The organism is Micromonospora krabiensis, assembly GCF_900091425.1.
GTDB lineage: Bacteria > Actinomycetota > Actinomycetes > Mycobacteriales > Micromonosporaceae > Micromonospora > Micromonospora krabiensis.
In genome coordinates, this window is the sequence record NZ_LT598496.1 from 5,451,292 (window position 1) to 5,474,790 (window position 23,499).

The window sequence follows — 23,499 nt, forward strand, 5'->3', positions numbered from 1 at the left end:
GGGTGGCGGGCCAGCGCCGTTACCCGCCCGCCGAGCCCGCCCGCCGAGCCCTGCCGCCCGCCTCCGAGCCTGCCGCCCGGTCCCGCCGCCTATCCGGCACCTGTCGACCTGCCCCAGATCTGAGTCCCTGTCGCCGACGGGGACGGCGGGGGCGCCGGGCCTCACGCAACTTCCCGGAAGTGTGGTGTCGCAGCGTAGCTGAGACCCCTACTTCCCTGATGTGGTGAGGATCCTGCAGTTTCGCGGGGTGGGCACGTGGCCCGTCCCGGGGGCCGAAGTTCGCTGGATCCCGTCCGGTCCGGGTCCCGGCGGTCCGTACGTGCGGTCGTGGTCGATGGCCCGGGCCGACACATGAGGTCCGGCGAAGGGGGCGGCGCCGCCCATCGCGAGGCGGGGCGGGACCCGGTATGAGAGCCGGGTTGTCAGTGTGGGCCACCCCACACGTGTTACTTGTGTGTTTCGACCACATAGCTCGTGGGTGACGTCACTTCTAGCGTGAGCCGACAATGAGTTTCCCTCCCTCCGAGTCCTCACGTGGAGTCGCAATGACGGTCCGGACGACGCGGCGGGTGTTCCTCTCCGCCGCCACGATGATGGCCGCGGCGCTGGCCGCCACGGCGTGTGGTAGCCCGCAGGACACCGCCTCCGGCGGCGGCGACAGCGCCGCGCCGGTCAAGGTCGGCCTGGTGTACTCGCAGTCGGGTGCGCTGGCCAGCTACGGAAAGCAGTACATCGAGGGGTTCAAGGCCGGCCTCGACTTCGCCACCAAGGGCACCAACAAGGTCGGCGACCGGGCCATCGAGGTGGCCGAGGTCGACGACGCCGGTGACCCGGCGAAGGCGGTCTCCGCGGCCAAGGACCTGATCGGCAAGGGCACCAAGATCATTGCGGGTTCCACCGCCTCCGGCGTGGCGCTCCAGGTGGCCCCGATCGCGGCGCAGAACAAGGCGCTCTTCATCTCCGGCCCGGCCGCGACCGACGCGGTGACCGGCGCGAACAAGTACACGTTCCGCTCGGGCCGGCAGTCGTACCAGGACGTGGTGACCGCCAAGTCGTTCATCGGCGACCCGACCGGCAAGAAGGTCGTGGTCTTCGCCCAGGACGGCGCCTTCGGTGACGCCAACGAGGCCGCCGTGAAGGCCGTCATCGGCGGTGCGGGCGCGACCGTCAGCAGCGTCCGGGCGCCGGCCAGCGCGACGGAGTTCACCCCGTTCGCGAGCCAGATCAAGGCCGCCAAGCCGGACCTGCTGTTCGTCGCGTGGGCCGGCACCACCGCCCCGGCCATGTGGCAGACCCTCGACCAGCAGGGCGTCCTCGCCTCGACCACGGTCGTCACCGGCCTGGACATCCGCGCGTCCTGGCCGACGTTCGGCGCGGCCGGCAGCAAGATCTCCTTCCTGTCGCACTACTTCGACGGGGCCAGCGACACCGAGGCCAGCAAGGCGCTCAAGGCCAAGGTCGGTACCGTCGACCTGTTCCACCCGGACGGCTTCGCCGCCGCCCAGATGGTCGTGCGCGCGGTGCAGGAGGGCGGCGACGACGTCGACAAGATGGTCAAGGCCCTGGAGGGGTGGACCTTCGACGGGGTCAAGGGCTCGATGACCATCCGGGCCGAGGACCACGCGCTGCTCCAGCCGATGTACCAGGCCAAGCTGACCGGCAGCGGCACCACGTTCACCGCCACCGCCCAGAAGACCCTGACCGGTGACGAGGCCGCGCCGCCGGTCGTGGCGATGAAGGGCTGACCGGATGCTCGCCACCCGCGGTCTGACCTGGCGGATCGGTGAGGTCGCCATCGTCGACAGCGTCTACCTCGACCTGGCGCCCGGGGAGTTCCTCGGCGTGATCGGGCCGAACGGCGCCGGCAAGACCTCACTGTTCAACCTGATCACCGGCCTGCGCCGGGCCACGGAAGGTCGGATCACCCTCGACGGGCAGGACATCACGGACCTCCCGCCGCACCGGCGGGCCCGGCTGGGGCTCGGCCGTACCTTCCAGGCGTCCTCGGTCTTCGGCTCGCTCAGCGTGCGGGAGAACGTGCGGCTCGCCGTACAGGCGCACCGCGGGGGCTCGATGAAGCTGTGGCGGCGGGCGGCGGCCGACCGGGAGGTGGCCGCCGCCGCCGACGCGGCGCTCGACCGGGTCGGCCTCGCCCACCGGGGTACGGCGCTCGCCGGCACCCTCGCCCACGGCGAGAAGCGCAAGTTGGAGATCGCCCTGCTGCTCGCCGGTGAGCCGCGGGTGATGCTGCTGGACGAGCCGATGGCCGGGGTCAGCGCCGAGGACGTACCGGAGTTGGTCGCGGTGATCCGCTCGCTGACCGGGGACAGCGGACGGTCGGTGCTCATGGTGGAACACCACATGGACGTGATCCTGGAGTTGGCCGACCGGATCGCCGTGATGCACCACGGCGCGCTGCTCGCCTGCGACACCCCGGAGACGGTGATGGCCAACGCCACCGTCCAGGAGGCATACCTGGGGGAGTCGCTCTGATGGAACCCGTACTGAGTGTGGAGAACCTGTCGGTCCGGATCGCCGGGCTGCACATCCTCCAGGGGGTGTCGTTCACGGTCGCCCCGACCGGCGTGACCGTGCTGCTCGGCCGCAACGGCGTCGGCAAGACCACGACGCTGCGCGCGATCGTCGGGCTCACGCCCCGCAACGGGGAGGTGCGCGGCACGATCCGGATGGGCGCGCAGAGCCTGCTCGCCCGGCCCACGTACCGGCTGGTCCGCGGCGGGCTCGGCTACGTGCCGGAGGACCGCTGCGTCTTCGCCGGGCTCACCGTCGCCGAGAACCTGCGGCTGTCGGAACGGCGGGGCACCGCCCCGGCGTACGACAAGGTGTATGCGCTCTTCCCGGAGCTGGACCGGCGCGGACGGCAACGGGCCGGCTCGCTCTCCGGCGGGCAGCAGCAGATGCTCGCGATCGGGCGGGTGCTGCTCAACGACAACCGGCTGCTGCTGATCGACGAGCCGACCAAGGGGTTGGCGCCGAAGGTGGTGACCGAGGTGACCGAGGTGCTGGAGCGGGTGGCCGAATCCGTGCCGGTGCTGCTGGTCGAGCAGAACCTGGCCGTGGTGCGGCGGCTCGCCCGCGACGCGGTGGTGCTGGCGGCCGGCCAGGTGGCCTGGACCGGCGACGCGCAGGAGTTGCTGCTGGAGACGGCGCTCACGAAGTCCCTGCTGGGCGTCGGCACCGGCGACGCCCACCACCCGCCCACGCCGGCGCGGGACGCGTCCGACAGCCCGGCCGCGTCGGGCGCGTCGGGTGACCGGGCCGCCGCGGGGAAGGACGCGAACTGATGGGCACCATCATCCTGTTGGCGCTGACCGGCCTGGGCCTGGCGGCGCTGTACTTCCTGGTCGCCTCCGGGCTCTCCCTCGTGTTCGGCCTGGCCGACGTCCTCAACTTCGCGCACGGGCTGTTCCTCGGCGTGGGCGCGTACGCGACCTGGTGGGCGGCGGGCAACCTGCCCGGCGCCGGGGCGGACGGCTTCGGCTTCGTGGTCGCGGTCGCCTTCGGCGTGGCCGCCGGCACCCTCGTCGCGGTGCTCGTCGAGCTGGTGCTGATCCGCCCGCTCTACTCGCGCACCATCGAGCAGGTGCTGGTCACCGTCGGCCTGTCGCTGGCCGGGGTGGCCCTGCTCCAGGCCACCTGGGGCGCCGACGCCCGGCCCTTCCCGCGCCCCGACTGGACCCGGGAGGTGACCGGCATCCTCGGGGCGCAGGTGCCCAACGGCGGCCTGCTGCTGATCATCGCCGCGGCGGTGGTGCTCGGCGCGCTGCTCGCCTTCCTCCGCTGGACCCGCTACGGCCTGGTGATCCGGGCCGGCGTGGAGAACCGGGAGATGGTGACCGCGCTCGGCATCGACGTTCGCAAGGCGTTCACGCTGGTCTTCGCGATCGGCGGGGCCGCCGCCGCGCTGGCCGGGGCGCTCGGCGGTGTCTACTTCGGCACCGTCTCACCCGGGCAGGGCGGATCACTGCTCATCTTCGCGTTCATCGTGGTGGTGATCGGCGGAATGGGCTCGGTGGTCGGCTCGGCGTACGCGGCGGTCGCGGTCGGGCTGCTGCAACAGTTCGTCAACTACTACGGTCCGTCCGGCCTCGGCGACGTCTGCGTCGTCGGCCTGCTGGCCGTGGTGCTGCTGCTGCGCCCGCAGGGCATCGCCGGAAAGGTGGCAACGGCATGACCGAGGTCAAGAGCCCCGAGGTTCCGGCGCCCCCGGCCGCGGTGCCCGCCGAGCTGACGCCGTCGCCGGGCCGGTGGCAGCGCGTACGGCCGTTCCTGCCGCTGGTCGCGCTGCTGGTCGCGGCGATCCTGCCGTACTCGACGGTGGAGCTGCCCGGAATCTTCGAGGGGCCGCTCAACTCGCCCGGCACCCTGCAACTGCTCGCCGTCTGCCTGGTCTTCGGTGGTCTCGCCGCCGGCTACGACCTGCTCTTCGGGCGCACCGGGATGCTCTCCTTCGGGCACGCCCTCTACTTCGCGGCCGGCGTGTACGGCACCGACATCCTGGTCACCAAGGCGGGGCTACCGCTGTGGCAGGCCGCGTTGTTCACCGTCTGCGGCGGGACGATCCTGGCCGCGCTGCTCGGCGCGGTGGCGCTGCGTACGGTCGGCATCGCCTTCGCCATGGTCACGCTGGCGTTCGCGCAGGTCGGCGCGATCCTGGTGGCCCGGGACTTCGGGGGCTTCACCGGTGGCGAGGAGGGCCTCCCGCTGGACGTGACGAACCTGCCCGCCGGTCTGGTCGGGGTCGCCAACACGGTCAACCTGTACTGGTTGGCGCTGGCGTACCTGGCGCTGGTGGTCCTCGTCGTGCATCGGGTCGCCGGCTCGCCGACCGGGCGGGTGCTGGCCGGGCTGCGCGATGACGAGCGGCGGATCGGTGTGCTCGGGCTCGACCCGTACCGCTACAAGCTGGTGGCGTTCACCCTCGCGGGCGCGCTCGCGGCGGCCGGCGGAGTGGTCTACTGCCTGATCGTCGGCGGCGCGTCGCCGCACATCACCTCGTCCGAGCTGACCCTGTCGCTGCTGGTCATGGTGGTGCTCGGCGGGCCGGGCACCCGGTGGGGCCCGGTGATCGGCGGTGTCCTCTACATGTACCTGGACCACCGGCTCACCGCGTTCGGCACCTCCGACGCGGTGGACGCCCTGCCCGCTGTCCTGAGCCGGCCGCTGTCCCAGCCGCTCTTCGTGCTCGGCACCATCTTCATCCTGGCCGTGTACTTCTTCCCCGGCGGTCTGGCCAGCCTCACCTCCCGGCTGACCCCACTCCGCCGCGCCCTGCGCCCACCCCGCTGACCGCCCGTCCCCCACCCCGTCGATCATGAAGTTATTGTCACGACGCACCGCGTCGGCGGGCGACAACTTCATGATCGACGGGGTGTTTCGCGTACGTACGGGGAGGACGACATGGTGGACTCGCGAATTGCGGTGGTCAGCGGAGGCGGGACCGGGATCGGCGCGGCGATCGCCGGCACGCTCGCCGCAGACGGGTACGACGTGCTCGTCGTCGGGCGGCGGGCCGACGTGCTCGACGCCGCCGCGACGCGGATCGGCGAAGAGTGCGGCCGGCCGGACGCGGTCACCCCGGTCACCGCGGACCTGACCGACCCGGAGCAGCTGGACCGCGTACTGGCGGCGCTCGACGGTCGCACGGTCGACGTCGTGGTGAACAACGCCGGGGGCTACCTCGCCGGTGACACCGGCTCGCTGGCCGGCACCGCCGCGTTCTGGCGGTCCAACCTCGACGCCAACGTACTCACCGCCGTGCTGCTCACCGAGGCGCTGCGTCCGTCCCTGCGTCGCCCCGGCGGCCGGGTGATCCTGGTCAGCTCCATCGCCGCCCAGCGCGGCGGTGCCGGGCCGTACTCGGCGGCGAAGGCGGCCCTGCACGGCTGGGCGTACGACCTCGCCGCACAGCTCGGACCGGACAAGATCACGGTCAACGTGGTCAGCCCCGGCTACGTCGCCGAGACCGAGTTCTTCGGCGACCGGATGACCCCGGAGGGGCACGCGCAGCGGGTCGCGGCCACCCTGGTCGGGCGGGCCGGCGTACCGGCCGACATCGCCGAGGCGGTGCGCTACCTGGCGAGCCCGGCGGCGGGCTACGTCACCGGTCAGGTGCTGGGAGTCAACGGCGGCTCCGTGCTCGGCCGCTGACCCGCGCCGGCCCCGGCCCGGCTCGGCCCCTCGCCGGCGCAGGGCCCGGTCTGGCGCCGGCCCCGCTCGGCCCCTCGCCGGCGTAGGGCCCGCGTCGGCGCCGGCCCCCGGCCTCGCGCCCGGGCCCGGGCCGACCGGCCTCCGGCTCGTCGCCGGCCGGGCCCCGGCGCGCTTGCGGCGGGCGATGTCGGCCGGGGCTGGTAGAAATGCCGGATGGGTCAGGATCGGGCGGCGGTACGGGAGCGGGCCGAGGCGGTGCTCCGGCGGTTGGCCGGCGAGCACGCCCGGCTGCGTGAGGACCAGTGGCGGGCGATCGAGGCGCTCGTGGTCGACCGGCGCCGGGTGCTCTGCGTGCAGCGCACCGGATGGGGCAAGTCGGCGGTCTACTTCGTCGCCACCGCACTGCTGCGGGAGCGGGACCGCGCCGCCGAGCCCGGCGCTGACGGCACCGGAGCGGGCACCGCGGCGGGCGGGCCTGGGGAGGGCAACTCCGTCGGGCCCACCGTGATCGTGTCGCCGCTGCTCGCGCTGATGCGCAACCAGGTGGATTCGGCGGCGCGGGCCGGGATCCGGGCCCGCACGATCAACTCTGCCAACCTGGACGAGTGGGACGAGATCACCGCGGAGATCCACGCCGGTGGGGTCGACGTGCTGCTGATCAGCCCCGAGCGGCTGAACAATCCCGACTTCCGCGACGGGGTGCTGCCGAAGCTGGCCGCGACGACCGGCCTGCTGGTGGTGGACGAGGCTCACTGCGTCTCCGACTGGGGGCACGACTTCCGGCCCGACTACCGCCGCCTGCGCACCTTCCTCGGCAACCTGCCGACCGGCACGCCGGTGCTGGCCACCACCGCGACGGCCAACGCCCGGGTCACCACCGACGTCGCCGAGCAGCTCAGCACGGGTGACGGCAGCGACGCCCTGGTGCTGCGCGGCACGCTCGACCGCGAGTCGTTGCGGCTCGGCGTGCTCGACCTGCCCAGCCCGGCGCACCGGCTGGCCTGGCTCGCCGATCACCTCGACCGGCTGCCCGGCTCGGGCATCGTCTACACGTTGACGGTCGCCGCGGCGGGCGAGACCGCCGAATTCCTCCGCTCCCGTGGCTACGCGGTGGCCTCCTACACGGGGCAGGTGGAGGACGCCGACCGGCGGGCCGCCGAGCAGGACCTGCTGGACAACAAGATCAAGGCGCTGGTCGCCACGAGCGCGCTGGGAATGGGCTTCGACAAGCCCGACCTCGGCTTCGTGGTGCACCTCGGGGCGCCGCCCTCGCCGATCGCCTACTACCAGCAGGTCGGCCGCGCGGGCCGGGCCGTCGAGCACGCCGAGGTGCTGCTCCTGCCCGGCGCCGAGGACGCGGCGATCTGGCGCTACTTCGCCTCGCTCGCGTTCCCGCCCGAGGAGCAGGTGCGCGCCGTGCTGGCCGCCCTGCACACCGACCGGCCGCTCTCCACGCAGGCCCTGGAACCCCTCGTCGACCTGCGCCGGGCCCGCCTGGAGCTGATGCTCAAGGTGCTCGACGTGAACGGCGCGGTCCGCCGGGTGCGCGGCGGCTGGCTCGCCACCGGCGAGCCGTGGACCTACGACGAGGCCCGGTTGCGCCGCGTCGCCGCCGCGCGCACCGCCGAGCAGCAGGCCATGCGGGAGTACGCGACCACGCCCGGCTGCCGGATGCGCTACCTGCGGGAGTGCCTGGACGACGCCGGGGCGGCCGACTGCGGGCGGTGCGACCGGTGTGCCGGGCCGCTCTTCGACGCCGACGTGTCCGGTCCGGCCCTGGCCGCCGCGCAGACGTTCCTGGGTCGGCCGGGCGTCGAGATCCCGCCGAAGAAGCTCTGGCCCACCGGGCTGGAGGCGGTCGGCGTACCCCTGAAGGGGCGGATCGCCCCCGCGGAGCAGGCGTTGCCGGGCCGGGCCGTGGGTCGCCTCTCCGACCTGGGCTGGGGTGGGCGGCTGCGCGGCCTGGTCGGCCCGGAGGCCGCCGACGGCGCGGTGCCCGACGACGTGGCCGGCGCGGTGGTCGAGGTGCTGAAGGCCTGGGCGCACGGCGACGACCCGTGGCCCCGCCGTCCGGTGGCGGTGGTCGCGGCCGGCTCGCTCCGGCGACCCCACCTGGTCCGGTCCCTCGCCGAGCGGATCGCCACGGTGGGCCGGCTGCCGCTGCTCGGCCAACTCCCGCCGGGCACCGGTGGCGGCGCGGCGGGGGGCAACAGCGCCCAACGCGTACGCGCGCTGCACGACGCCTTCACCGTGCCGCCCGACCTGGCCGCCGTGCTCGCCGGGCTGGACGGGCCGGTGCTGCTGGTGGACGACCTGGTCGACTCGGGGTGGACCATGACGCTCCTCGCCCGGGCGCTGCGCCAGGCCGGCGCGCCGGACGTGCTGCCGCTCGCCCTGGCGGTTGCCGGCTGAGTGTCGTGCCGGTCCGTCGCCGGCGGGGTGCGAGAAGTTCCCGGGCCGTGGGGATTGCGACCGTCGCCACGCCGCCGCGACAGCCGGCAGGCGCCGACCACCGCGGCGGTACGGTGGGCGCCATGGACGAGGAGGGCGTCACCCGCACGGTGCCTGACCAGCACCCCGTCGCGCCCGACCGCGCCACCGTGCGGCTCGCCCTGATCGTCGGCGGCCTGGTCCTCGCCGTGCTGCTCGGCTTCGGTCTCGGCCGGACGGGCGCCGGGGGCGGTCCCGTCACGGCCGTGGGCCTGGAGACCGCCACCGACCACACGCACCCGCCGGGCACCGGCGCCCACGACCACGGCGCCGTCGCGGACCAGGCGACCACCGACGTGGGTGGTCTCTCCGTCACCTCGGCCGGCTACACGCTGACCCCGCTGGGCAGCGCGTTCACCCCCGGCCGCGCCGGCTCACTCCGGTTCCAGATCCGCGACGCGCAGCGCCGGGCGGTCACCCGCTTCGCCATCGTGCACGACAAGCCGATGCACCTGATCGTCGTCCGCCGGGACCTGAGCGGCTTCCAGCACCTGCACCCGACGATGGCGCCCGACGGCACCTGGTCGGTGCCGCTGACGCTGCCGCAGCCGGGCACCTGGCGGGCGTACGCCGACTTCACCACCGTCGCCGACGACGGCACCCAGACGGCGTTGACCCTCGGCGTCGACCTCGTCGCGCCCGGCCGGTACGAGCCAAGGTCGCTGCCCGCCCCCGCCGGCACCGCCGCCGTCGACGGGTTCACCGTCGACCACCAGGGCACCCCGCAGGTCGGCGTGAACGTGCCGCTGACCTTCCGGATCACCGCCGACGGGGCCGCGCCGACGCTGGAGCGCTACCTCGGCGCGTACGGGCACCTGGTGGCGCTGCGCGAGGGGGACCTCGGCTACCTGCACGTGCACCCCGAACCGGCGTTGGTGGACGGGGCGGTGCGATTCTGGCTGACCGTGCCCGGCCCGGGCCGTTACCGGCTCTACCTCGACTTCCAGGTGGCCGGCGTGGTGCGGACCGCGGAGTTCACCGTCACGGTGTCCTGACGGGTCGGGCCGCGCGCCGGCTCGGTCGGCGCGTCGGCGGCCTGGTCGTCCTCGCGGCCGGTGGCCGGGTCGGGCGTCAGCCGGCCCGCCGGATGGGGCGGCGGGCGAGGTAGCGGAGCAGGTCGCGGATGTGGTGCTTCTCCTCGGCCGGGACGGTCGGGTCGGCGAGCCGGTCCAGGATCACCCGGACGTCGGCCTCGACCGGGCCGTCGTCGGTGCGGCGGCGCGGTGCCGGACCGGCGTCGGGCAGGCCGAGGGCGCGGAACGCCGCCGCGACCGGCAGGTCGAGCGCGGCACAGAAGCCGCGGACCTTGGCGAGTTCGGGGTAGTCCTGCCAGTCACCGGCCAGCCAGCGGAAGACGGTCGAACGGCCGACGCCGGTGTGCGCGGCCAGGTCGGTGACGGTCCAGCCCCGCTCGTCCCGAGCGTCGTCGATGGCCCGGCGCACGAACCGTGCGAACGCCATCTGTGGCGAAACCTCTGCGGAACCCATCCCTGCGGCTCATCCCTCCCGACCGGAACACCGGGACGATCTCGCACCTGAGCGTAGTACCAGACGGCCCGGAAACAATTGACTGACCGCACAAACTGTCCCATGAACGGGACCAATTTCCACGCAGCATCGTGACGAGCCGGATCGACGGCGTGATGATTGTCGTCGCTCAACCAAGCTCGGTGCCCGTCCCGGCACCGCCCACCACCGCCGCACCGCCGAGGAGCGCCATGGTCGAGCCGAGTCGCCCGCTGCCGTACCAGCCCGGCGCGGTCAGTCCGAGGTCAAGCGCCTGCTGGTGGACATCTGGTGGAACGCGTTCACCGCGGGCGGCGACGCCGGGAGCGCCGGCAAGGTCGTGCCGTTCCCGACCGTCCCGCAGGACGGTGTCCGGGTGCCGACGCAGGACCGCGCCACGGCCGAACGCCGGCCGGCCGCGACCGGGGTGCCGGCGACCGCCTGTGGTGAGCTTCGGTCGCCCGCTCAGTCCACAGCGGACCGGGTGGGTGGGAGCAGGGTCTCCAGCCGTGGTGTGACCTGCCACTGGTCGACCAACTCCCGGTAGTCGCGGCGCTGCTCCCGCGTCGACCCACCGCCCGTGCGGCGGGCCCGGATCAGCAGGTTGCGCGGGGTGTGCCGGGAGTCGACGAACTCGACCACCTCGGTGCGGTAGCCGTGCAGCCGCAGCAGCGCGGCCCGCAGCGAGTCGGTCAGCACGTCCGCGAAGCGCTCGCGCAGGATGCCCTGCCGCGTCAGCAGCTCGTACGGGCCGGGGGCGGGTCGGCTGCGCAGCTGGGCGGCCAGGTCGTGGTGGCAGCACGGCGCGGCGAGCACCCAGCTGGCGTCCCACCGCACCGCCCGGGCCAGCGCCTCGTCGGTGGCCGTGTCGCAGGCGTGCAGGGCGAGCACCAGGTCGGGCGCGGGCTCGACGACGGCGTCGGTGATCGTGCCGGCCACGAAACGTACCCGGTCACTCCAGCCCAGCCGCTGCGCCAGTTCGGTGTTGCGCTGCCGCTGATCCTCGCGTACGTCCACCCCGACCAGTTCGACGTCGAGCCCCCGCTGGGACAGGTAGCGGTACGCGGCGAAGGTCAGGTACGCGTTGCCGCAGCCCAGGTCCACCACCCGCAGGGGACCCGTCAGGTCGTCGGGCAGGGTCGCGGCCAGCGCCCGGAGGAACGCGTCGACCTGCCGGCGCTTCGCCGCCGAGCCGCCGATCTCCGCGAAGATCGGGTCGCCGGGGTCGAGCAGGTACTCCTTCTCCCGGTCGTGCCCGCCGGCGACCGGGGCCGGCCGGGTCGCGGCGGCACGGTGCACCTGCGCCTCACCGGATTTGGTCACCCGCAACTGGAGGGTCCGGTCGGCCGTCTCCACGTGCCAGTTGCCGAAGGGCTCGGCCAGCAGGGCCCGGACCGCCGCGTCCGCCTCGGTGCCGGGGGCGACGTTGCGGGTGTACGGGCGGGCGCCGTCCGACGTGGAGATCTGCAACCGTGGCCCGGCCTTGAGGGCCACCGGCCGCAGCTCGGCCCGGACCACCGAGGGGCGTTGTCCCCGTCGGCGCCCGGCGGCCACCGCCCGGGTCAACGCGGGATCGAGCAGCAGCCCTCGCACCTCGTCCAGCGCGGCGTCCAGATTCTCCGGCATCTCCCCATCCTCCCGCTCGTCCCACCCCACCCGCCCACCCACCCGCCCACCCACCCGCCCACCCGCGCCCACCCCCACTGCTCGGCGATCATGCAGTTCTGGTGCCGGGAAAAAACCGCTTCGTGGCTTCTGTGAGGCACCACAACTGCATGATCGACAAGAGCGTGGGGTGGGGGGTGGGGAGACGGAGAGTCCCCCGGCCCTGGGTCGGGCGGGGGACTCTCCGGTGCTTCTGGTCAGTCGGCGGTGGCTTCGGCCGGCGTACCCGAGCCGGAACCGCCACCACGGCGACGCCGACGGCGACGCGGCTTCGACGACGCCTCGTCGGCCTCCCCGGCACCGGCCGTGGCCGGCTCGCTGGTGCCGCCCTCGGCGATCACCGCGGTCGCCTCGGCCGCGACCACCTCGCCGGCCCGGCGGCGACGCCGGCGGCGCGGGGTGCGGGCGCCCTCCCCGGCGGCGGTGTCGTCGTCGACGGCCACGGGAGAGGTGGAGTCCGGCGTGTCGGCCGACGACGAACCGGCGCGGCCCCGGCGGCTCTCGCCCCGACCGCCGCCCCGGCGGCTGCGGCCGCCCTCACCGCGACGGGACCGGCCGCCGCCGAGGTCCTCCTCGACCTCGGCGGAGAGCCCGGCCCGGGTGCGCTCGGCGCTCGGGAGGGTGCCGCTGACGTCGCGGGAGATGTGCAGGTCGGTGTAGAGGTGCGGAGAGGTGTGGTAGGTCTCCGGCGGCTCCGGCATCTCCAGGCCGAGCGTCTTGTCGATGATCCGCCAGCGGGGCATGTCGTCCCAGTCGACGAAGGTCACCGCGACGCCGCTCGCCCCGGCCCGGCCGGTGCGGCCGATCCGGTGCGTGTACGTGTCCTGGTCCTCCGGGCAGTCGTAGTTGATGACGTGCGTGACGCCGGTGACGTCGATGCCGCGCGCCGCCACGTCCGTGGCGACCAGCGTGTCGATCTTGCCGGCGCGGAACGCCCGGAGCGCCCGCTCGCGCGCGCCCTGCCCGAGGTCGCCGTGCACGGCGGCCACCGCGAAGCCGCGGAAGTCGAGGTCCTCGGCGACCCGGTCGGCGGCCCGCTTGGTCCGCGTGAAGATCATGGTGAGGCCACGGCCCTCCGCCTGGAGGATGCGCGCCACAATCTCGATCTTGTTCATCGAGTGGGTGCGGTACGCCAACTGCTCCGTCTGCGGCGAGGGACCGGTCTCGGCGGTGTGCCCGGCGTGGATCGTCACCGGGTGGCGCAGGAACCGCCGGGAGAGGGTGACGATCGGGTCCGGCATGGTCGCCGAGAACAGCATGGTCTGCCGGTCCTCCGGCAGCATCGCGAGGATCTTCTCGACGTCCTCCAGGAAGCCCAGGTCGAGCATCCGGTCGGCCTCGTCGAGGACCAGCGCGCGCACCCGGTCGAGCCGTAGGTGCTTCTGCTTCTGCAGGTCCATCAGCCGGCCCGGCGTGCCGACCAGGATCTCCACGCCCTTGCGCAGCGCCTCGATCTGCGGCTCGTACGCCACCCCGCCGTAGATCGGCAGCACCCGGACGCCCCGGGTGCGCCCGGCAGCCGCCAGGTCCTTGGCGACCTGGATGCCGAGCTCGCGGGTGGGGACGACGACGAGTGCCTGGGGCACGCCGTCGCTGCCCTCGGACGGCGCGAAGACCCGCTCCAGCAGCGGTACGCCGAAGCCGAGGGTCTTGCCGGTGCCGGTCGGCGCCTGGCCGATGAGGTCGGTGCCGCGCAGCGCGATCGGGAGCGCGTACTCCTGGATCGCGAAGGCGCGGGTGATGCCGGCGGCGGCCAGCGCGTCGACGGTCTCCTGACGCGCGCCGAGTTCGGCGAAGGTCGGTGCCTCCGGTCGTACCGGAGCGGTGGGGGCCAACTCCTGGCCTCCCGTGCTTTCCTGCGTCAATTCGCTCATGTGGATGTGGGGGTGCCCTCTCGTGGTGCGCCCCGTCGTGTCCGCAGGGCGCGTCTGGTATGGCGCGGGCCACACGGTCGGGGGCGGATCGCCGAGCCGGACCGGGCCGCACGCGCGCGCCGCGGGCTTGACGTCGAATCAGATCGGCGCCCACGGCAACTGCTCCATACTACCTGAACCAGCAGGGGGTCGTCCCGATTCCGTTTTCGCTCCGCTTCCCCGACGGGACGGTCGGTGTGACCGGGCACGCCGGTCGGATCGGCGATCCGGGTGCGGTTCCGGGCGGGAACCGTCGGGACGGACCTCGCGCCGCGGCCGGAACCGGACCCGATCAAGGCCCCCGCGCGGGTGCCGTGGGCGGTAATCTCCGCTCGTGTCCGTGCCGACCACCCCCGGTTCCGCCGTCACCGACCTGCTCGGCCTGGTCGCGCTCGGCGAGCTGCTCGCCTTCGAACGGATGGCCGGCGACGCCCGACTCGCCCCCGACCTGCGACGGCGCGCCGCGCTGGGCGAGATGGCGGCCGCCGAGATCGCCAACTACCGGCGGCTCGCCGACCGGCTCGGCGCGCTGGGTGTGGCGCCGGAGGAGGCCATGGCGCCGTACGTGACGGCGTTGCAGGCGTACCACGACTCGACCGAGCCGCGGGACTGGGCGGAGGCGGTGACCAAGGCGTACGTCGGTGACGCGATCACCGACGACTTCATCCGGGAGATCGCCGTGGCGCTCGACGGGCCGGACCGGGAGCTGGTGCTCGACGTGCTGCACGAGTCGCGGTACGCCGAGTTCGCCGCCGCCGAGATCCGAGTGGCGGTGGAGGCGGACCCGCGCGTGGCGGACCGGCTCTCGATGTGGGCGCGCCGGCTCGTCGGCGAGGCGCTCTCCCAGGCCGGGCGGGTCGCCGCGGCCGACCGGGGGGCGCTCACCGCGCTGATCGCGCAGGGGGGCCGGGTGGACGCGTCGGCGTTGTTCCGTCAGCTGACCGCCGCGCACACCGCCCGCATGGCCGCCGCCGGCCTCAACAACTGATCACACGACCGGCCGGTGCCGGGGCGGGCGGATCGGACCTCACCCGCCCCCGGCCCGTGACGATCAGCGGACGGTGAACCCGACCGCCCGCGGGGACGCCTCGGCGATCTCGACGTAGGCGACCTTGCCGACCGGCACGATCACGCGCCGGCCCTTCTCGTCGGTCAGGGACAGCGTGCCGCTGTCGTTGGCGAAGGCGTCGGTCACGATCTGCTCGATCTCGGCCGGCGACTGCGCGCTCTCCAGAACCAGCTCGCGCGGCGCGTACTGCACGCCGATCTTGACCTCCACTGTGCCTCCTCAACTGGGGCGAAAGAGCCGCCGTGGGAAGGCTATCCGATCTCGGCCGGGACGGTCAGGCTGACTCACCTTGCAGGGGGAAGCTGGCGATCCCGCGCCAGGAGAGCGCCGCGACCAGCGCCTCGGCCTCCGCCTTCGGCACCTGCCGGCCACTGGCCAGCCAGAACTGGGCGGCGGTCTCCGCCGCGCCCACCAGCCCGGAGGCGAGCAGCTCGGCGTGGGAGCGGCTGACCCCGGTGTCCGAGATGATCGTGTCGGTGATCGCCGCGATGCAGCCCTGCTCGACCCGCTCCACGCGCTGCCGTACCGCCGGGTCGTTGCGCAGGTCGGATTCGAAGACCAGGCGGAACGCCTCGCTCTCGTGGTCGACGAAGTCGAAGTACGCGCGGACCGAGGCGCTGACCCGCTCCTTGTTGTCGCTGGTGCCCCGCATCGCGTCCTGGACCTTCGCCACGATCGCGTCGCAGTGCGTGTCGAGCAGCGCCAGGTAGAGCTCCATCTTGCCCGGGAAGTGTTGGTAGAGCACCGGCTTGGAGACCCCGGCCCGCTCGGCGATGTCGTCCATCGCCGCAGCGTGGTAGCCCTGCGCGACGAACACCTCCTGCGCCGCGGCGAGCAGCTGCTTGCGGCGTGCCGACCGGGGCAGGCGGGTGGGCCGTCCGGCCGTTTGTGCGCCGTTCCCCACAGCGGTCATGGGAACCTCCGAGTTCTTCGTCCGAGCCGGCACTTTTACCCCGAACCGGTCGACCTTGACGGCTCGTCGCGGAATTGGCCCGCCGCGGTAACTTATCGCCACTCTCACCACACGGTAGCCTCAGCGGGGGCGACCAAGGAGCGCGCGGTGAGTGAAGCAGGGCAACCCGGTGCCGCCACCCCGGGAGATCAGGGCGACGGGACGGGTCAGCAGGACGACCCGGGCCGCACCGGCGGTGGCTGGGCGCCCCCGGCGGCCGGCTGGCCCCACCCCGGCGACGGACCCGCCGCCCGCGCGGCGGCGGCGCGCTGGCAGTCCGACCCGGCCGTGGGCTGGGCCGCCTCCTCGCCCCGCCACGGCGACCTCCCCGCCCCGTTGAACGGCCGGTCGGGCGAGCCCCAGCCGCCCGCCCGGGTCAACGGCCACCACACCAACGGGGTGAGCCATCCCACAGAGCAGCCGGTCGGGCGGCTTGCGCCGGTGAGCGCCCCGCCGATCGACGACCGCCGCGAGCTGGGCGGTGACCGGCTGATCGTGCCCGCCCAGCGTCCGGCCCCCGCGGTCGAGCAGCCGCTCGGGCTCGCCGACCCGGAGTCCGGGCCCGCCCGCCACTCGTCCGACGAGCCGCCGGCCCACCCGCCGCACTGGGCCGAGCCCCGTCCGCCGACGTCGGCACCGCCCGCGATGCAGGTCCCGCCGGTCGGCACGGCCGCGTCCGGTTTCGAGGTGCCGCCGGGCTTCCACGCGCCGGCGGCGGAGTGGACCGCCGTCGAGGAGCCCGCGGCGGAGCCGCGCGGGTGGGGTGCCGCCCATCCGCCGGCCGCCGAGCCGCGCGCCGCGCAGCCCCGGGCCGCCGCCGAGCCGCCCGCGAGCGGCGAACCGCCGGCCAACGAGCCGGACTGGTCCGGGCCGAGCTGGAACCGGCCGAGCTGGGGTGGCGGCTGGGCCCCACCCTGGTCACGCACGACCGACGAACCCTCCGGGCGCCGAGGTCACGACGAACCAGCCAGGCGCCGGGCCCACGACGACGAACCGGCCACGCGCCGCGCCCACGACGACGAACCGTCCGGGCAGCGCCGGGCCGAGGACGAACCGGCCGGACACCGCGGCCGGTCCGACGAGGAACCGGGCGGACCGCAGACGCGGGAGACCGAGGAGCCCGCCGGGCATCGGGCCGGCGAGGGTGGCCGGCCGTCGTGGGCGGCCGAGCCGCACCGGGCGTACGAGCCCGTGCGGGCCGAGCCGAGCCACCCGTACGAGCCGGTCCGCACCGACCCGGGTCGCCCCTACGAGGTGACCCGTTCGGAGTCGGGGCCGACGTTCGCCGCCGAGGCCGAGCGGCGCGTCCCCGGGGACCGGCCGGCCTGGGCCGGCGGCAGCCCGTCGGCCGCGCCGAGCAGCGGACCGCCCGATCCGTCGGGTCCGCCACCGGCAACCGTCGAGCGGCCGACCTGGGCGGGCGAGCGGCCGACCGTGGAGCCGCCGGCCTGGGCGGGCGAGCGGCCGACCGTGGAGCCGCCGGCCTGGGCGGGCGAGCGGGCGACCGCGGAGCCGCCGGTGTCACCGGAGCGGGCGTCCTGGGGGCCCGGCCCGGCCCCGACCAGCGCGGCGCCGGTGTCACCGGCAGCCGCCCGGCCGAGCAGCGCCCCGCCGGTGCCGTCCAGCGCGCCGCCGGCAGCCCCGGATCGGCCGGCGTGGGCCGGCGGTCCAGGTGGGGTGTGGTCGGCGCCGCCCGACCGGCCGTCCTGGGCCGCGCGCCCGGCGAGCGTGCCGCCGGCGATGTCCGGCCCCGGCGACGACGGCCCGGACGTGGCGCAGTTCCGCGCCGCCGGATTCCGCTCGCGGTCCACCGAGTCGACCGACCCCTCCCGTCCGGAGGTGACCGGCCACCACGCCGATCCGACCGTTTCCGGTCACCACGCCGACCCGGCCGCCGTCGGCCACCACGCCGACTCCGGCCACCACCCCGATGCGGCTGCCGCCGGTCACCGCGCCGTCAACTCGGCCGCCGGTCGCCCGGCCGCGACCGCCGGTCAGCACGCGCCGGCCCCGGCCGCGGGTCCCCGTGCCGCCGCATCGGGCAGGCCCGGCGAAGCCGGGCCGACGGGTCCCACGGCGTCCTCCGCCACGAGCGGAGGCGGCCACGGCGACCGCACCCTGTCCGCGCCCGCCCCGACGAGCGCACCGCCCTACGCGGCCCGCCGGTCCGCGCCCGACCCGGCAGCCTCGGCCAACCCGGCCGACGACCGCCGGCCGGACCCGACGGCGGCGGTGTTGCCGCAGCGCGTCCCCGCCGAGCCGGACGTGCCCGTCGTGCCGGAGCCGCCAGCCGTGGAGCCACACGCCGAAACCCCGGAACTCGCCCGGATCGCCACCCACCTGCGCCGCGACGACGAGCCCGCCCCACCGCAGGAGCGGCCCGAGGGGTTCGACGTCAACGCGATCCTCGGTGCCGTACGGGAGGTGGCCGGCGTCCGTGACGCCTCGCTGCGACGTACCGCCGCCGGTGCCCACAGCCTGCGCCTCGATCTGGCCGACGGCGCCGACGCGGCCGAGGTGAGCCGACACGTCGCCCGCCTGCTCCAGGAGCGGATGGGCCTCGCCGCCGCGCCGCAGAACGTGCCGGGCGTACCGGCGACGCCTCCGCCGCCGGTCCGTCGGCGCGGCGCGGAGCCCTCGGCGCCGCGTGCCGCCGAGGGGCGCGCGGAGTTCGGGTCTCGTGCCCCCGAGGGGCGGGAGACCGGGGCCCGGACCGCCGAGGGGCGTGCCGAACGCCGTACCGCCGACCGGGGACCCGTCGACGGCGCCGGTTCGGCCGCGGGGCGGCCCGACCCCCGCGCCGAGGGCCGGGTGCCACGTGCGGAGACCGAGACGCCCCGACGGCGCCGGCAGAACGCCGCGCCGCGCGGACGGGCCACTGTGGAGGAGACCTCGGCCGGTGCCGGCGCACCCGCCGGCGTGGCCACCGGCAGCCCGGCGACGACCGGGGCGTCGTACTCCGGGGCGCAGTTGACGACCACGGAGAGCGCGCCGTCCCGGCCGCTGGACACCGGCGGCGCACCCGGCCCCCGGGTGGTGATCGACCACGTTCTGGTGAGCACGTTCGGGCTGGACGCCACCGTCGAGGTCCGGCTGATCGCGGGCGACCGGAACGCCTCCGGCTACGCCACCGGCCCGGCCGTCGACGGCTACGTGCTGCGCCTCTGCGCGGTCGCCGCCGCGGCGGCGGTCGACGAGCTGCTCCGTCGTCCGGACAACGCCGAGGGCGGGCGGTGCTTCGTCGAGCACGCCGCGGTGGTCCCGTTCGGCAACTGCGAGGTGGCCACCGTGGTCGTGCTGCTGGTCTGCGACGGGTGGGTCGAGCAGTTGGCCGGCTCGGCGCTGGTCGCGGGTGACCCGCGGCAGGCGGTCGTCAGGGCGACCCTGGCCGCCGTGAACCGTCGCCTGGAGGCCCTGCTCGCCTGAGCTCCGGAGGGCAGACTGGGACGATGAAGCGTGCCACCCTCTGCCCGGAGCACGTCCTTCCCGAACACCGGGTCCCGCCGCCGTGGCCCGGTCGACCGGTCCGGCTCGACGGCTCCGTCATCTACGTGCGGGACACCCCGGCGACCGGTCCGACGGCCGAGCCGGCGCTCTACGTGCACGGCCTCGGCGGCTCGTCGCAGAACTGGACCGACCTGGCCGGCCTGCTCGCCCACCGGCTGGAGGGCCAGGCCATCGACCTGCCCGGCTTCGGCCGCAGCGAGCCGGGCGCCCGCTACACGGTGCCGGCCTTCGCCGAGCGGGTCGTCCGGTGGATCGAGCACTCCGGCCGAGGGCCGGTCCACCTGTTCGGCAACTCCCTCGGCGGGGCGATCTCCGTCCACGTGGCGGGGCTCCGCCCCGACCTCGTACGCACACTGACGCTCGTCTCTCCGGCCCTGCCGTTCCTGGACTTCCGGCGCTCGTTGCAGGGCCGCCTGCTGCCCCTGCTCGCCCTGCCCCGGGCCGAGCGCCTCGCCGCCCGGCGGCTGGCGCAGGTGGCGCCCGAGGTGATGGCCCAGCAGGTGATGGAGGCCTGCGTCGCCGACCTGAGCCGGATCTCCGAGCAGCGCCGGCAGGAGGCGTTGGAGGAGATCCTGGTGCGCTACCAGGCGGCGCACTACGCGTCCGCGTACGTCCGCACGTTCCGTGGGCTGGTCTCCAGCTTCCTGCGGTCGTACCTGCCGGGGTCGGGCTCGCTGTGGCGGCTGGCCCGGGCGGTGCGGGCGCCCACGCTGGTCATCGGCGGCCGGCAGGACCGCCTGGTGGACGTACGCGTCGCGCCGCAGACCGCCCGGGTCATCCCGGACAGCCGACTGCTCATGCTGACCGGGGTGGGGCACGTGGCGCAGCTCGAGGTGCCCCGGGTGGTGGCCCGCGCGGTGCTGGGCCTGCTCGACGAAACGGGGGAGGGCGTCCGGCGGTCCGATCTGGCAGGCTGAGCCGGATGCCCAGCTCACCGTCCGGTCGATCCGCCGTCCCCCGGCCGTCCGTCAGCGCAACGGTCCCCGCACCGCGTCCGCCCAGCGGGCGCGCGGCTGGTCCGTCGCCCGGCGGAGCGAGGACCAACGGGCGGGGAGGGGACGGCTCGTCGCTCCGGCCGGGCCGCCGGTCCCGGCGCGGCGGCGGCCGCGGGTTCCCGGCGTTCGCCCAGCTGGTGGCGGTGCTGCTGGCCGTGGGCGCGGCGATCACCGTGGTCGCCCGGCACCAGGAGCCGCGCACGACGCCGGAGCCCCGCCCGGAGGCGGCGGCGCTGCCGTTGGTGGCCGCCTCACCGGTGGAGTCGGCCTCGCCCGTCCCGCCGCCGTCGAGCCCGGCCGCACCGGAGCCGCCGGTGCTGAAGCTGCCCGGGCCGGTGCCCTCCGCCGGCTCCGGCCGGTTCGGGTACGACGACCGCACGGGACCGGTGCTGGGTCGGGGCGGGCGGGTGCAGCACTACCGGGTGGCCGTCGAGTCGGGCAGCCGCGAGGACACGGCGGAGTTCGGCGAGGCGGTGCGGGTGGCGCTGACCGGGCCGGGCAGCTGGGTGGACAGCGGCCAGCTGCGGTTGCAGCAGGTGCCCGGGCGGGACGACGCGGACTTCACCGTCTACCTGGCCACCGCGCGCACCGCCGGGCAGATGTGCGCGGCCGGTGGGGTCGACATCCGGGTCGGCGGGCGTCCGTACACGTCCTGCCGCGCGCCCGGGAAGGTGATCATCAACCTGGACCGCTGGCGGCTCTCCGTCCCGCACTTCGTACGGGCGGAGGTGCCGCTGTCGCTGTACCGGACGTACGTGGTCAACCACGAGGTGGGTCACCAACTGGGGCATCGCCACGAGCGGTGCCCGGGTGCCGGCCGTGCGGCGCCGGTGATGATGCAGCAGACCCTCTTCCTGAACGGGTGCGTCGCCAATCCGTGGCCGTACCGGAACGGTCGCCGCTACTCCGGCCCGCCGTTGTGATTCGCCCTATTTGTGCCAAATTAGCGCTGATTATTCCTACTGCGGCTTTAGCAACATAAGTTGTTTTCACCCGTAAAAGCGGAGTAATGCCCGCTTAATCTGGCACGCTGGGATTCATGACGTCGTCGTCCCCTTACGACCCGCCTGAACCCGGTCGACGCCAGCACCAGCCGGGATCCGACCGCTTCCATCGGCCCGCGAGTTCCGCCCGCACCCGGATGTACCGGCGTCGCCGCCGCTCCCTGCTGCTCGGGCTGGTGCTGGTCGCCGCCGCCGCGGGCGGCGTGGCGGTGGCACGGACCGGCCCGCCGCCGACGCCGCCGCCGACGGCCCTGCCGGGCCGGCTCCCGCAGGCCGCCGGCGCCGGGACCCACGCCGCGCCGCAGCCCGTGCCCTCGACCGGGGCGGGGCGGTTCGCCGCCGCCGGAGGTGGGACGTCGGTCCAGGGCGAGGACGGCCCACTGCGCCGCTACCGGGTGGTGGTCGAGCAGGGCACCGGCCAGGACGTCGACGCGTTCGCCGCCAGCGTCGACGAAACGCTGGCCGACCCGCGCAGTTGGATCGGCTCCGGCGAACTGCGAGTCCAGCGGGTCGCCGACCGGGCCGAGGCCGACTTCACCATCTACCTCGCCACCCCGGTCACCTCGGAGCGCATGTGTGCCGAGGGTGGACTCAGCACCGAGGGCTACACCTCGTGCCGGCTGCCCGGTCGGGTCGTCATCAACCTGGCCCGCTGGATGGAGGCCGTGCCCGACTACGGCGCCCCGCTGTCGGTCTACCGCACCTACGTGATCAACCACGAGGTCGGGCACGAGTTCGGCGAGGGGCACGAGGCCTGCCCGGGACCGGGTCGGCCGGCCCCGGTGATGCAGCAGCAGACGTACGGGCTGGACGGCTGCCTCGCCAACGCCTGGCCCTACGTCGACGGCCGTCGGTACGCGGGCGAGATCATCCCCTGACCGGCCGCCGCGGCGCCCGCCCGCGCATCGGTCGGCGGCTTTATTCCCGCTCCCGAATGGCGGGCTGAGTGTCCTCCCTCATGGCCGATCGGGACCTGGGCGAGCGACAATGGCGCGGTTCGCACCGCCGATCCCGGGGAGTCCACCGTGTCGTTGCCCCCGCTCGTCGAGCCCGCCGCCGAGCTGACCGTTGACGAGATCCGTCGCTACTCGCGCCACCTGATCATCCCGGACGTCGGGGTCGAGGGGCAGAAGCGGCTGAAGAACGCCCGGGTGCTCTGCGTCGGCGCCGGCGGCCTCGGCTCGCCGGCCCTCATGTACCTCGCCGCGGCCGGTGTCGGCACGCTCGGCATCATCGACTTCGACACCGTCGACGAGTCCAACCTCCAACGCCAGATCATCCACGGCGTCTCCGACGTCGGCCGGAGCAAGGCCGAGTCCGCGGCGGCGAGCATCCGTGAGATCAACCCCCTGGTCAACGTGGAGATCCACAACACCGCGCTGGACCGGGAGAACGTCCGCGAGATCTTCGCCCAGTACGACCTGATCGTCGACGGGACGGACAACTTCGCCACCCGCTACATGGTCAACGACGCGGCGGTGCTGCTCGGCAAGCCCTACGTGTGGGGGTCGATCTACCGCTTCGACGGCCAGGCGTCGGTGTTCTGGGCCGAGCACGGCCCCTGCTACCGCTGCCTCTACCCGGAGCCCCCGCCGCCCGGCATGGTCCCGTCCTGCGCCGAGGGTGGCGTGCTCGGCGTCCTCTGCGCCTCGATCGGGTCGATTCAGGTCACCGAGGCGATCAAGCTGCTCACCGGCATCGGGGAGCCGCTGGTCGGCGGCCTGATGGTCTACGACGCCCTGGAGATGTCCTACCGCAAGATCAAGGTTCGCAAGGACCCGGACTGCGTGCTCTGCGGCGAGAACCCGACGGTGACCGACCTGCTGGAGGACTACGAGGACTTCTGCGGCGCGGTGTCGGTGGAGGCCCAGGAGGCCACCCTCGACGCGACGATCACCGCAGCGGAGCTGAAGGACTGGCAGGACGCCGGCAAGGACATCTTCCTGGTCGACGTGCGCGAGCCTGCCGAGTACGAGATCGTCCGGATCCCCGGCGCAACCCTGATCCCGAAGGGCGACATCCTCTCCGGCGAGGCGCTGTCCCGGCTGCCCCAGGACCGCCAGATCGTGCTGCACTGCAAGTCGGGTGTCCGCTCCGCCGAGGCGCTCGCCGCGCTCAAGGCGGCCGGGTTCCGGGACGCGGTCCACGTCCAGGGCGGCGTGCTCTCCTGGATCAAGCAGGTCGACCCGTCGCTCCCGGCGTACTGAGTCGTCGACGAAGGGGCCTT

General features: G+C 74.5%; 19 protein-coding genes. 14 read left to right on the top strand and 5 right to left on the bottom strand.

The features are described 5' to 3' along the window. Positions 1 to 545: 545 nt before the first annotated feature. The 8 genes from GA0070620_RS25000 (at position 546) to GA0070620_RS25035 (ending at position 9,656) form a co-directional block, all read left to right on the top strand. Positions 546 to 1,745: a substrate-binding domain-containing protein gene (locus tag GA0070620_RS25000; protein WP_091594792.1), complete on the top strand. Its 1,200-nt coding sequence runs from the start codon at positions 546 to 548 to the stop codon at positions 1,743 to 1,745. A 4-nt stretch (positions 1,746 to 1,749) separates the two neighbouring features. Beyond that, positions 1,750 to 2,493 carry an ABC transporter ATP-binding protein gene (locus GA0070620_RS25005; RefSeq protein ID WP_091594794.1) on the top strand — a complete coding sequence of 248 codons (744 nt, stop codon included), beginning with the start codon at positions 1,750 to 1,752 and terminating at the stop codon, positions 2,491 to 2,493. After that, complete coding sequence (locus tag GA0070620_RS25010) at positions 2,493 to 3,305, top strand: ABC transporter ATP-binding protein (RefSeq protein WP_231921962.1); 813 nt, start codon at positions 2,493 to 2,495, stop codon at positions 3,303 to 3,305. Before GA0070620_RS25005 ends, GA0070620_RS25010 begins: the two co-directional genes overlap by 1 nt. Continuing rightward, complete coding sequence (locus GA0070620_RS25015) at positions 3,305 to 4,195, top strand: branched-chain amino acid ABC transporter permease (protein WP_091594796.1); 891 nt, start codon at positions 3,305 to 3,307, stop codon at positions 4,193 to 4,195. Before GA0070620_RS25010 ends, GA0070620_RS25015 begins: the two co-directional genes overlap by 1 nt. Continuing rightward, positions 4,192 to 5,310 (top strand): branched-chain amino acid ABC transporter permease, encoded by a 1,119-nt coding sequence (locus GA0070620_RS25020; RefSeq protein ID WP_091594798.1) that lies wholly within the window; start codon positions 4,192 to 4,194, stop codon positions 5,308 to 5,310. Before GA0070620_RS25015 ends, GA0070620_RS25020 begins: the two co-directional genes overlap by 4 nt. 111 nt (positions 5,311 to 5,421) lie before the next feature. Continuing rightward, the gene (locus tag GA0070620_RS25025; protein WP_091594800.1) at positions 5,422 to 6,171 is read left to right on the top strand and encodes an SDR family NAD(P)-dependent oxidoreductase; all 750 of its coding nucleotides are present in this window, start codon (positions 5,422 to 5,424) and stop codon (positions 6,169 to 6,171) included. A 213-nt stretch (positions 6,172 to 6,384) separates the two neighbouring features. Continuing rightward, on the top strand, positions 6,385 to 8,583 hold the full coding sequence (locus tag GA0070620_RS25030) for a RecQ family ATP-dependent DNA helicase (protein WP_091594802.1): 2,199 nt from the start codon (positions 6,385 to 6,387) through the stop codon (positions 8,581 to 8,583). A gap of 122 nt (positions 8,584 to 8,705) precedes the next feature. Continuing rightward, positions 8,706 to 9,656, top strand: coding sequence for a hypothetical protein (locus GA0070620_RS25035; protein ID WP_231921964.1), 951 nt, complete (start codon positions 8,706 to 8,708; stop codon positions 9,654 to 9,656). A 76-nt stretch (positions 9,657 to 9,732) separates the two neighbouring features. On the opposite strand, the gene GA0070620_RS25040 is transcribed toward GA0070620_RS25035, so the two are convergent. From GA0070620_RS25040 to GA0070620_RS25055, 3 genes are all read right to left on the bottom strand, one after another. Continuing rightward, positions 9,733 to 10,149: a helix-turn-helix domain-containing protein gene (locus GA0070620_RS25040; protein ID WP_091594804.1), complete on the bottom strand. Its 417-nt coding sequence runs from the start codon at positions 10,147 to 10,149 to the stop codon at positions 9,733 to 9,735. A gap of 483 nt (positions 10,150 to 10,632) precedes the next feature. Next, entirely contained in the window at positions 10,633 to 11,793 is a 1,161-nt protein-coding gene (locus GA0070620_RS25050; protein ID WP_091594808.1) for a class I SAM-dependent methyltransferase, read from the bottom strand. Positions 11,794 to 12,029: 236 nt separating this feature from the next. Continuing rightward, on the bottom strand, positions 12,030 to 13,706 hold the full coding sequence (locus GA0070620_RS25055) for a DEAD/DEAH box helicase (protein WP_091594810.1): 1,677 nt from the start codon (positions 13,704 to 13,706) through the stop codon (positions 12,030 to 12,032). Positions 13,707 to 14,079: 373 nt separating this feature from the next. On the opposite strand from GA0070620_RS25055, the gene GA0070620_RS25060 reads away from it, so the two are divergent. Continuing rightward, on the top strand, positions 14,080 to 14,733 hold the full coding sequence (locus tag GA0070620_RS25060) for a ferritin-like fold-containing protein (RefSeq protein WP_091594812.1): 654 nt from the start codon (positions 14,080 to 14,082) through the stop codon (positions 14,731 to 14,733). A 63-nt stretch (positions 14,734 to 14,796) separates the two neighbouring features. On the opposite strand, the gene GA0070620_RS25065 is transcribed toward GA0070620_RS25060, so the two are convergent. Then, positions 14,797 to 15,024, bottom strand: a complete 228-nt coding sequence (locus GA0070620_RS25065) for a DUF3107 domain-containing protein (RefSeq protein WP_091594814.1) — start codon at positions 15,022 to 15,024, stop codon at positions 14,797 to 14,799. Between the two features lie 64 nt (positions 15,025 to 15,088). Beyond that, positions 15,089 to 15,727, bottom strand: coding sequence for a TetR/AcrR family transcriptional regulator (locus GA0070620_RS25070; RefSeq protein WP_091594816.1), 639 nt, complete (start codon positions 15,725 to 15,727; stop codon positions 15,089 to 15,091). Positions 15,728 to 15,874: 147 nt separating this feature from the next. Here GA0070620_RS25070 and GA0070620_RS33780 point away from each other — a divergent pair, with 147 nt between their 5' ends. The 5 genes from GA0070620_RS33780 to moeZ all read left to right on the top strand — a co-directional run bounded on the left by GA0070620_RS33780 (position 15,875) and on the right by moeZ (position 23,479). Beyond that, on the top strand, positions 15,875 to 19,192 hold the full coding sequence (locus GA0070620_RS33780; protein ID WP_231921965.1) for a hypothetical protein: 3,318 nt from the start codon (positions 15,875 to 15,877) through the stop codon (positions 19,190 to 19,192). Between the two features lie 23 nt (positions 19,193 to 19,215). Beyond that, a complete protein-coding gene (locus GA0070620_RS25080; RefSeq protein WP_091594818.1) occupies positions 19,216 to 20,190 on the top strand; it encodes an alpha/beta fold hydrolase in 975 nt (324 codons plus the stop codon). Between the two features lie 221 nt (positions 20,191 to 20,411). Then, positions 20,412 to 21,191 (top strand): DUF3152 domain-containing protein, encoded by a 780-nt coding sequence (locus GA0070620_RS25085; RefSeq protein ID WP_231921966.1) that lies wholly within the window; start codon positions 20,412 to 20,414, stop codon positions 21,189 to 21,191. Positions 21,192 to 21,409: 218 nt separating this feature from the next. After that, positions 21,410 to 22,150 carry a DUF3152 domain-containing protein gene (locus GA0070620_RS25090; protein ID WP_231921967.1) on the top strand — a complete coding sequence of 247 codons (741 nt, stop codon included), beginning with the start codon at positions 21,410 to 21,412 and terminating at the stop codon, positions 22,148 to 22,150. A gap of 147 nt (positions 22,151 to 22,297) precedes the next feature. Continuing rightward, entirely contained in the window at positions 22,298 to 23,479 is a 1,182-nt protein-coding gene (moeZ, locus tag GA0070620_RS25095; RefSeq protein WP_091594824.1) for an adenylyltransferase/sulfurtransferase MoeZ, read from the top strand. Positions 23,480 to 23,499 lie beyond the last annotated feature (20 nt).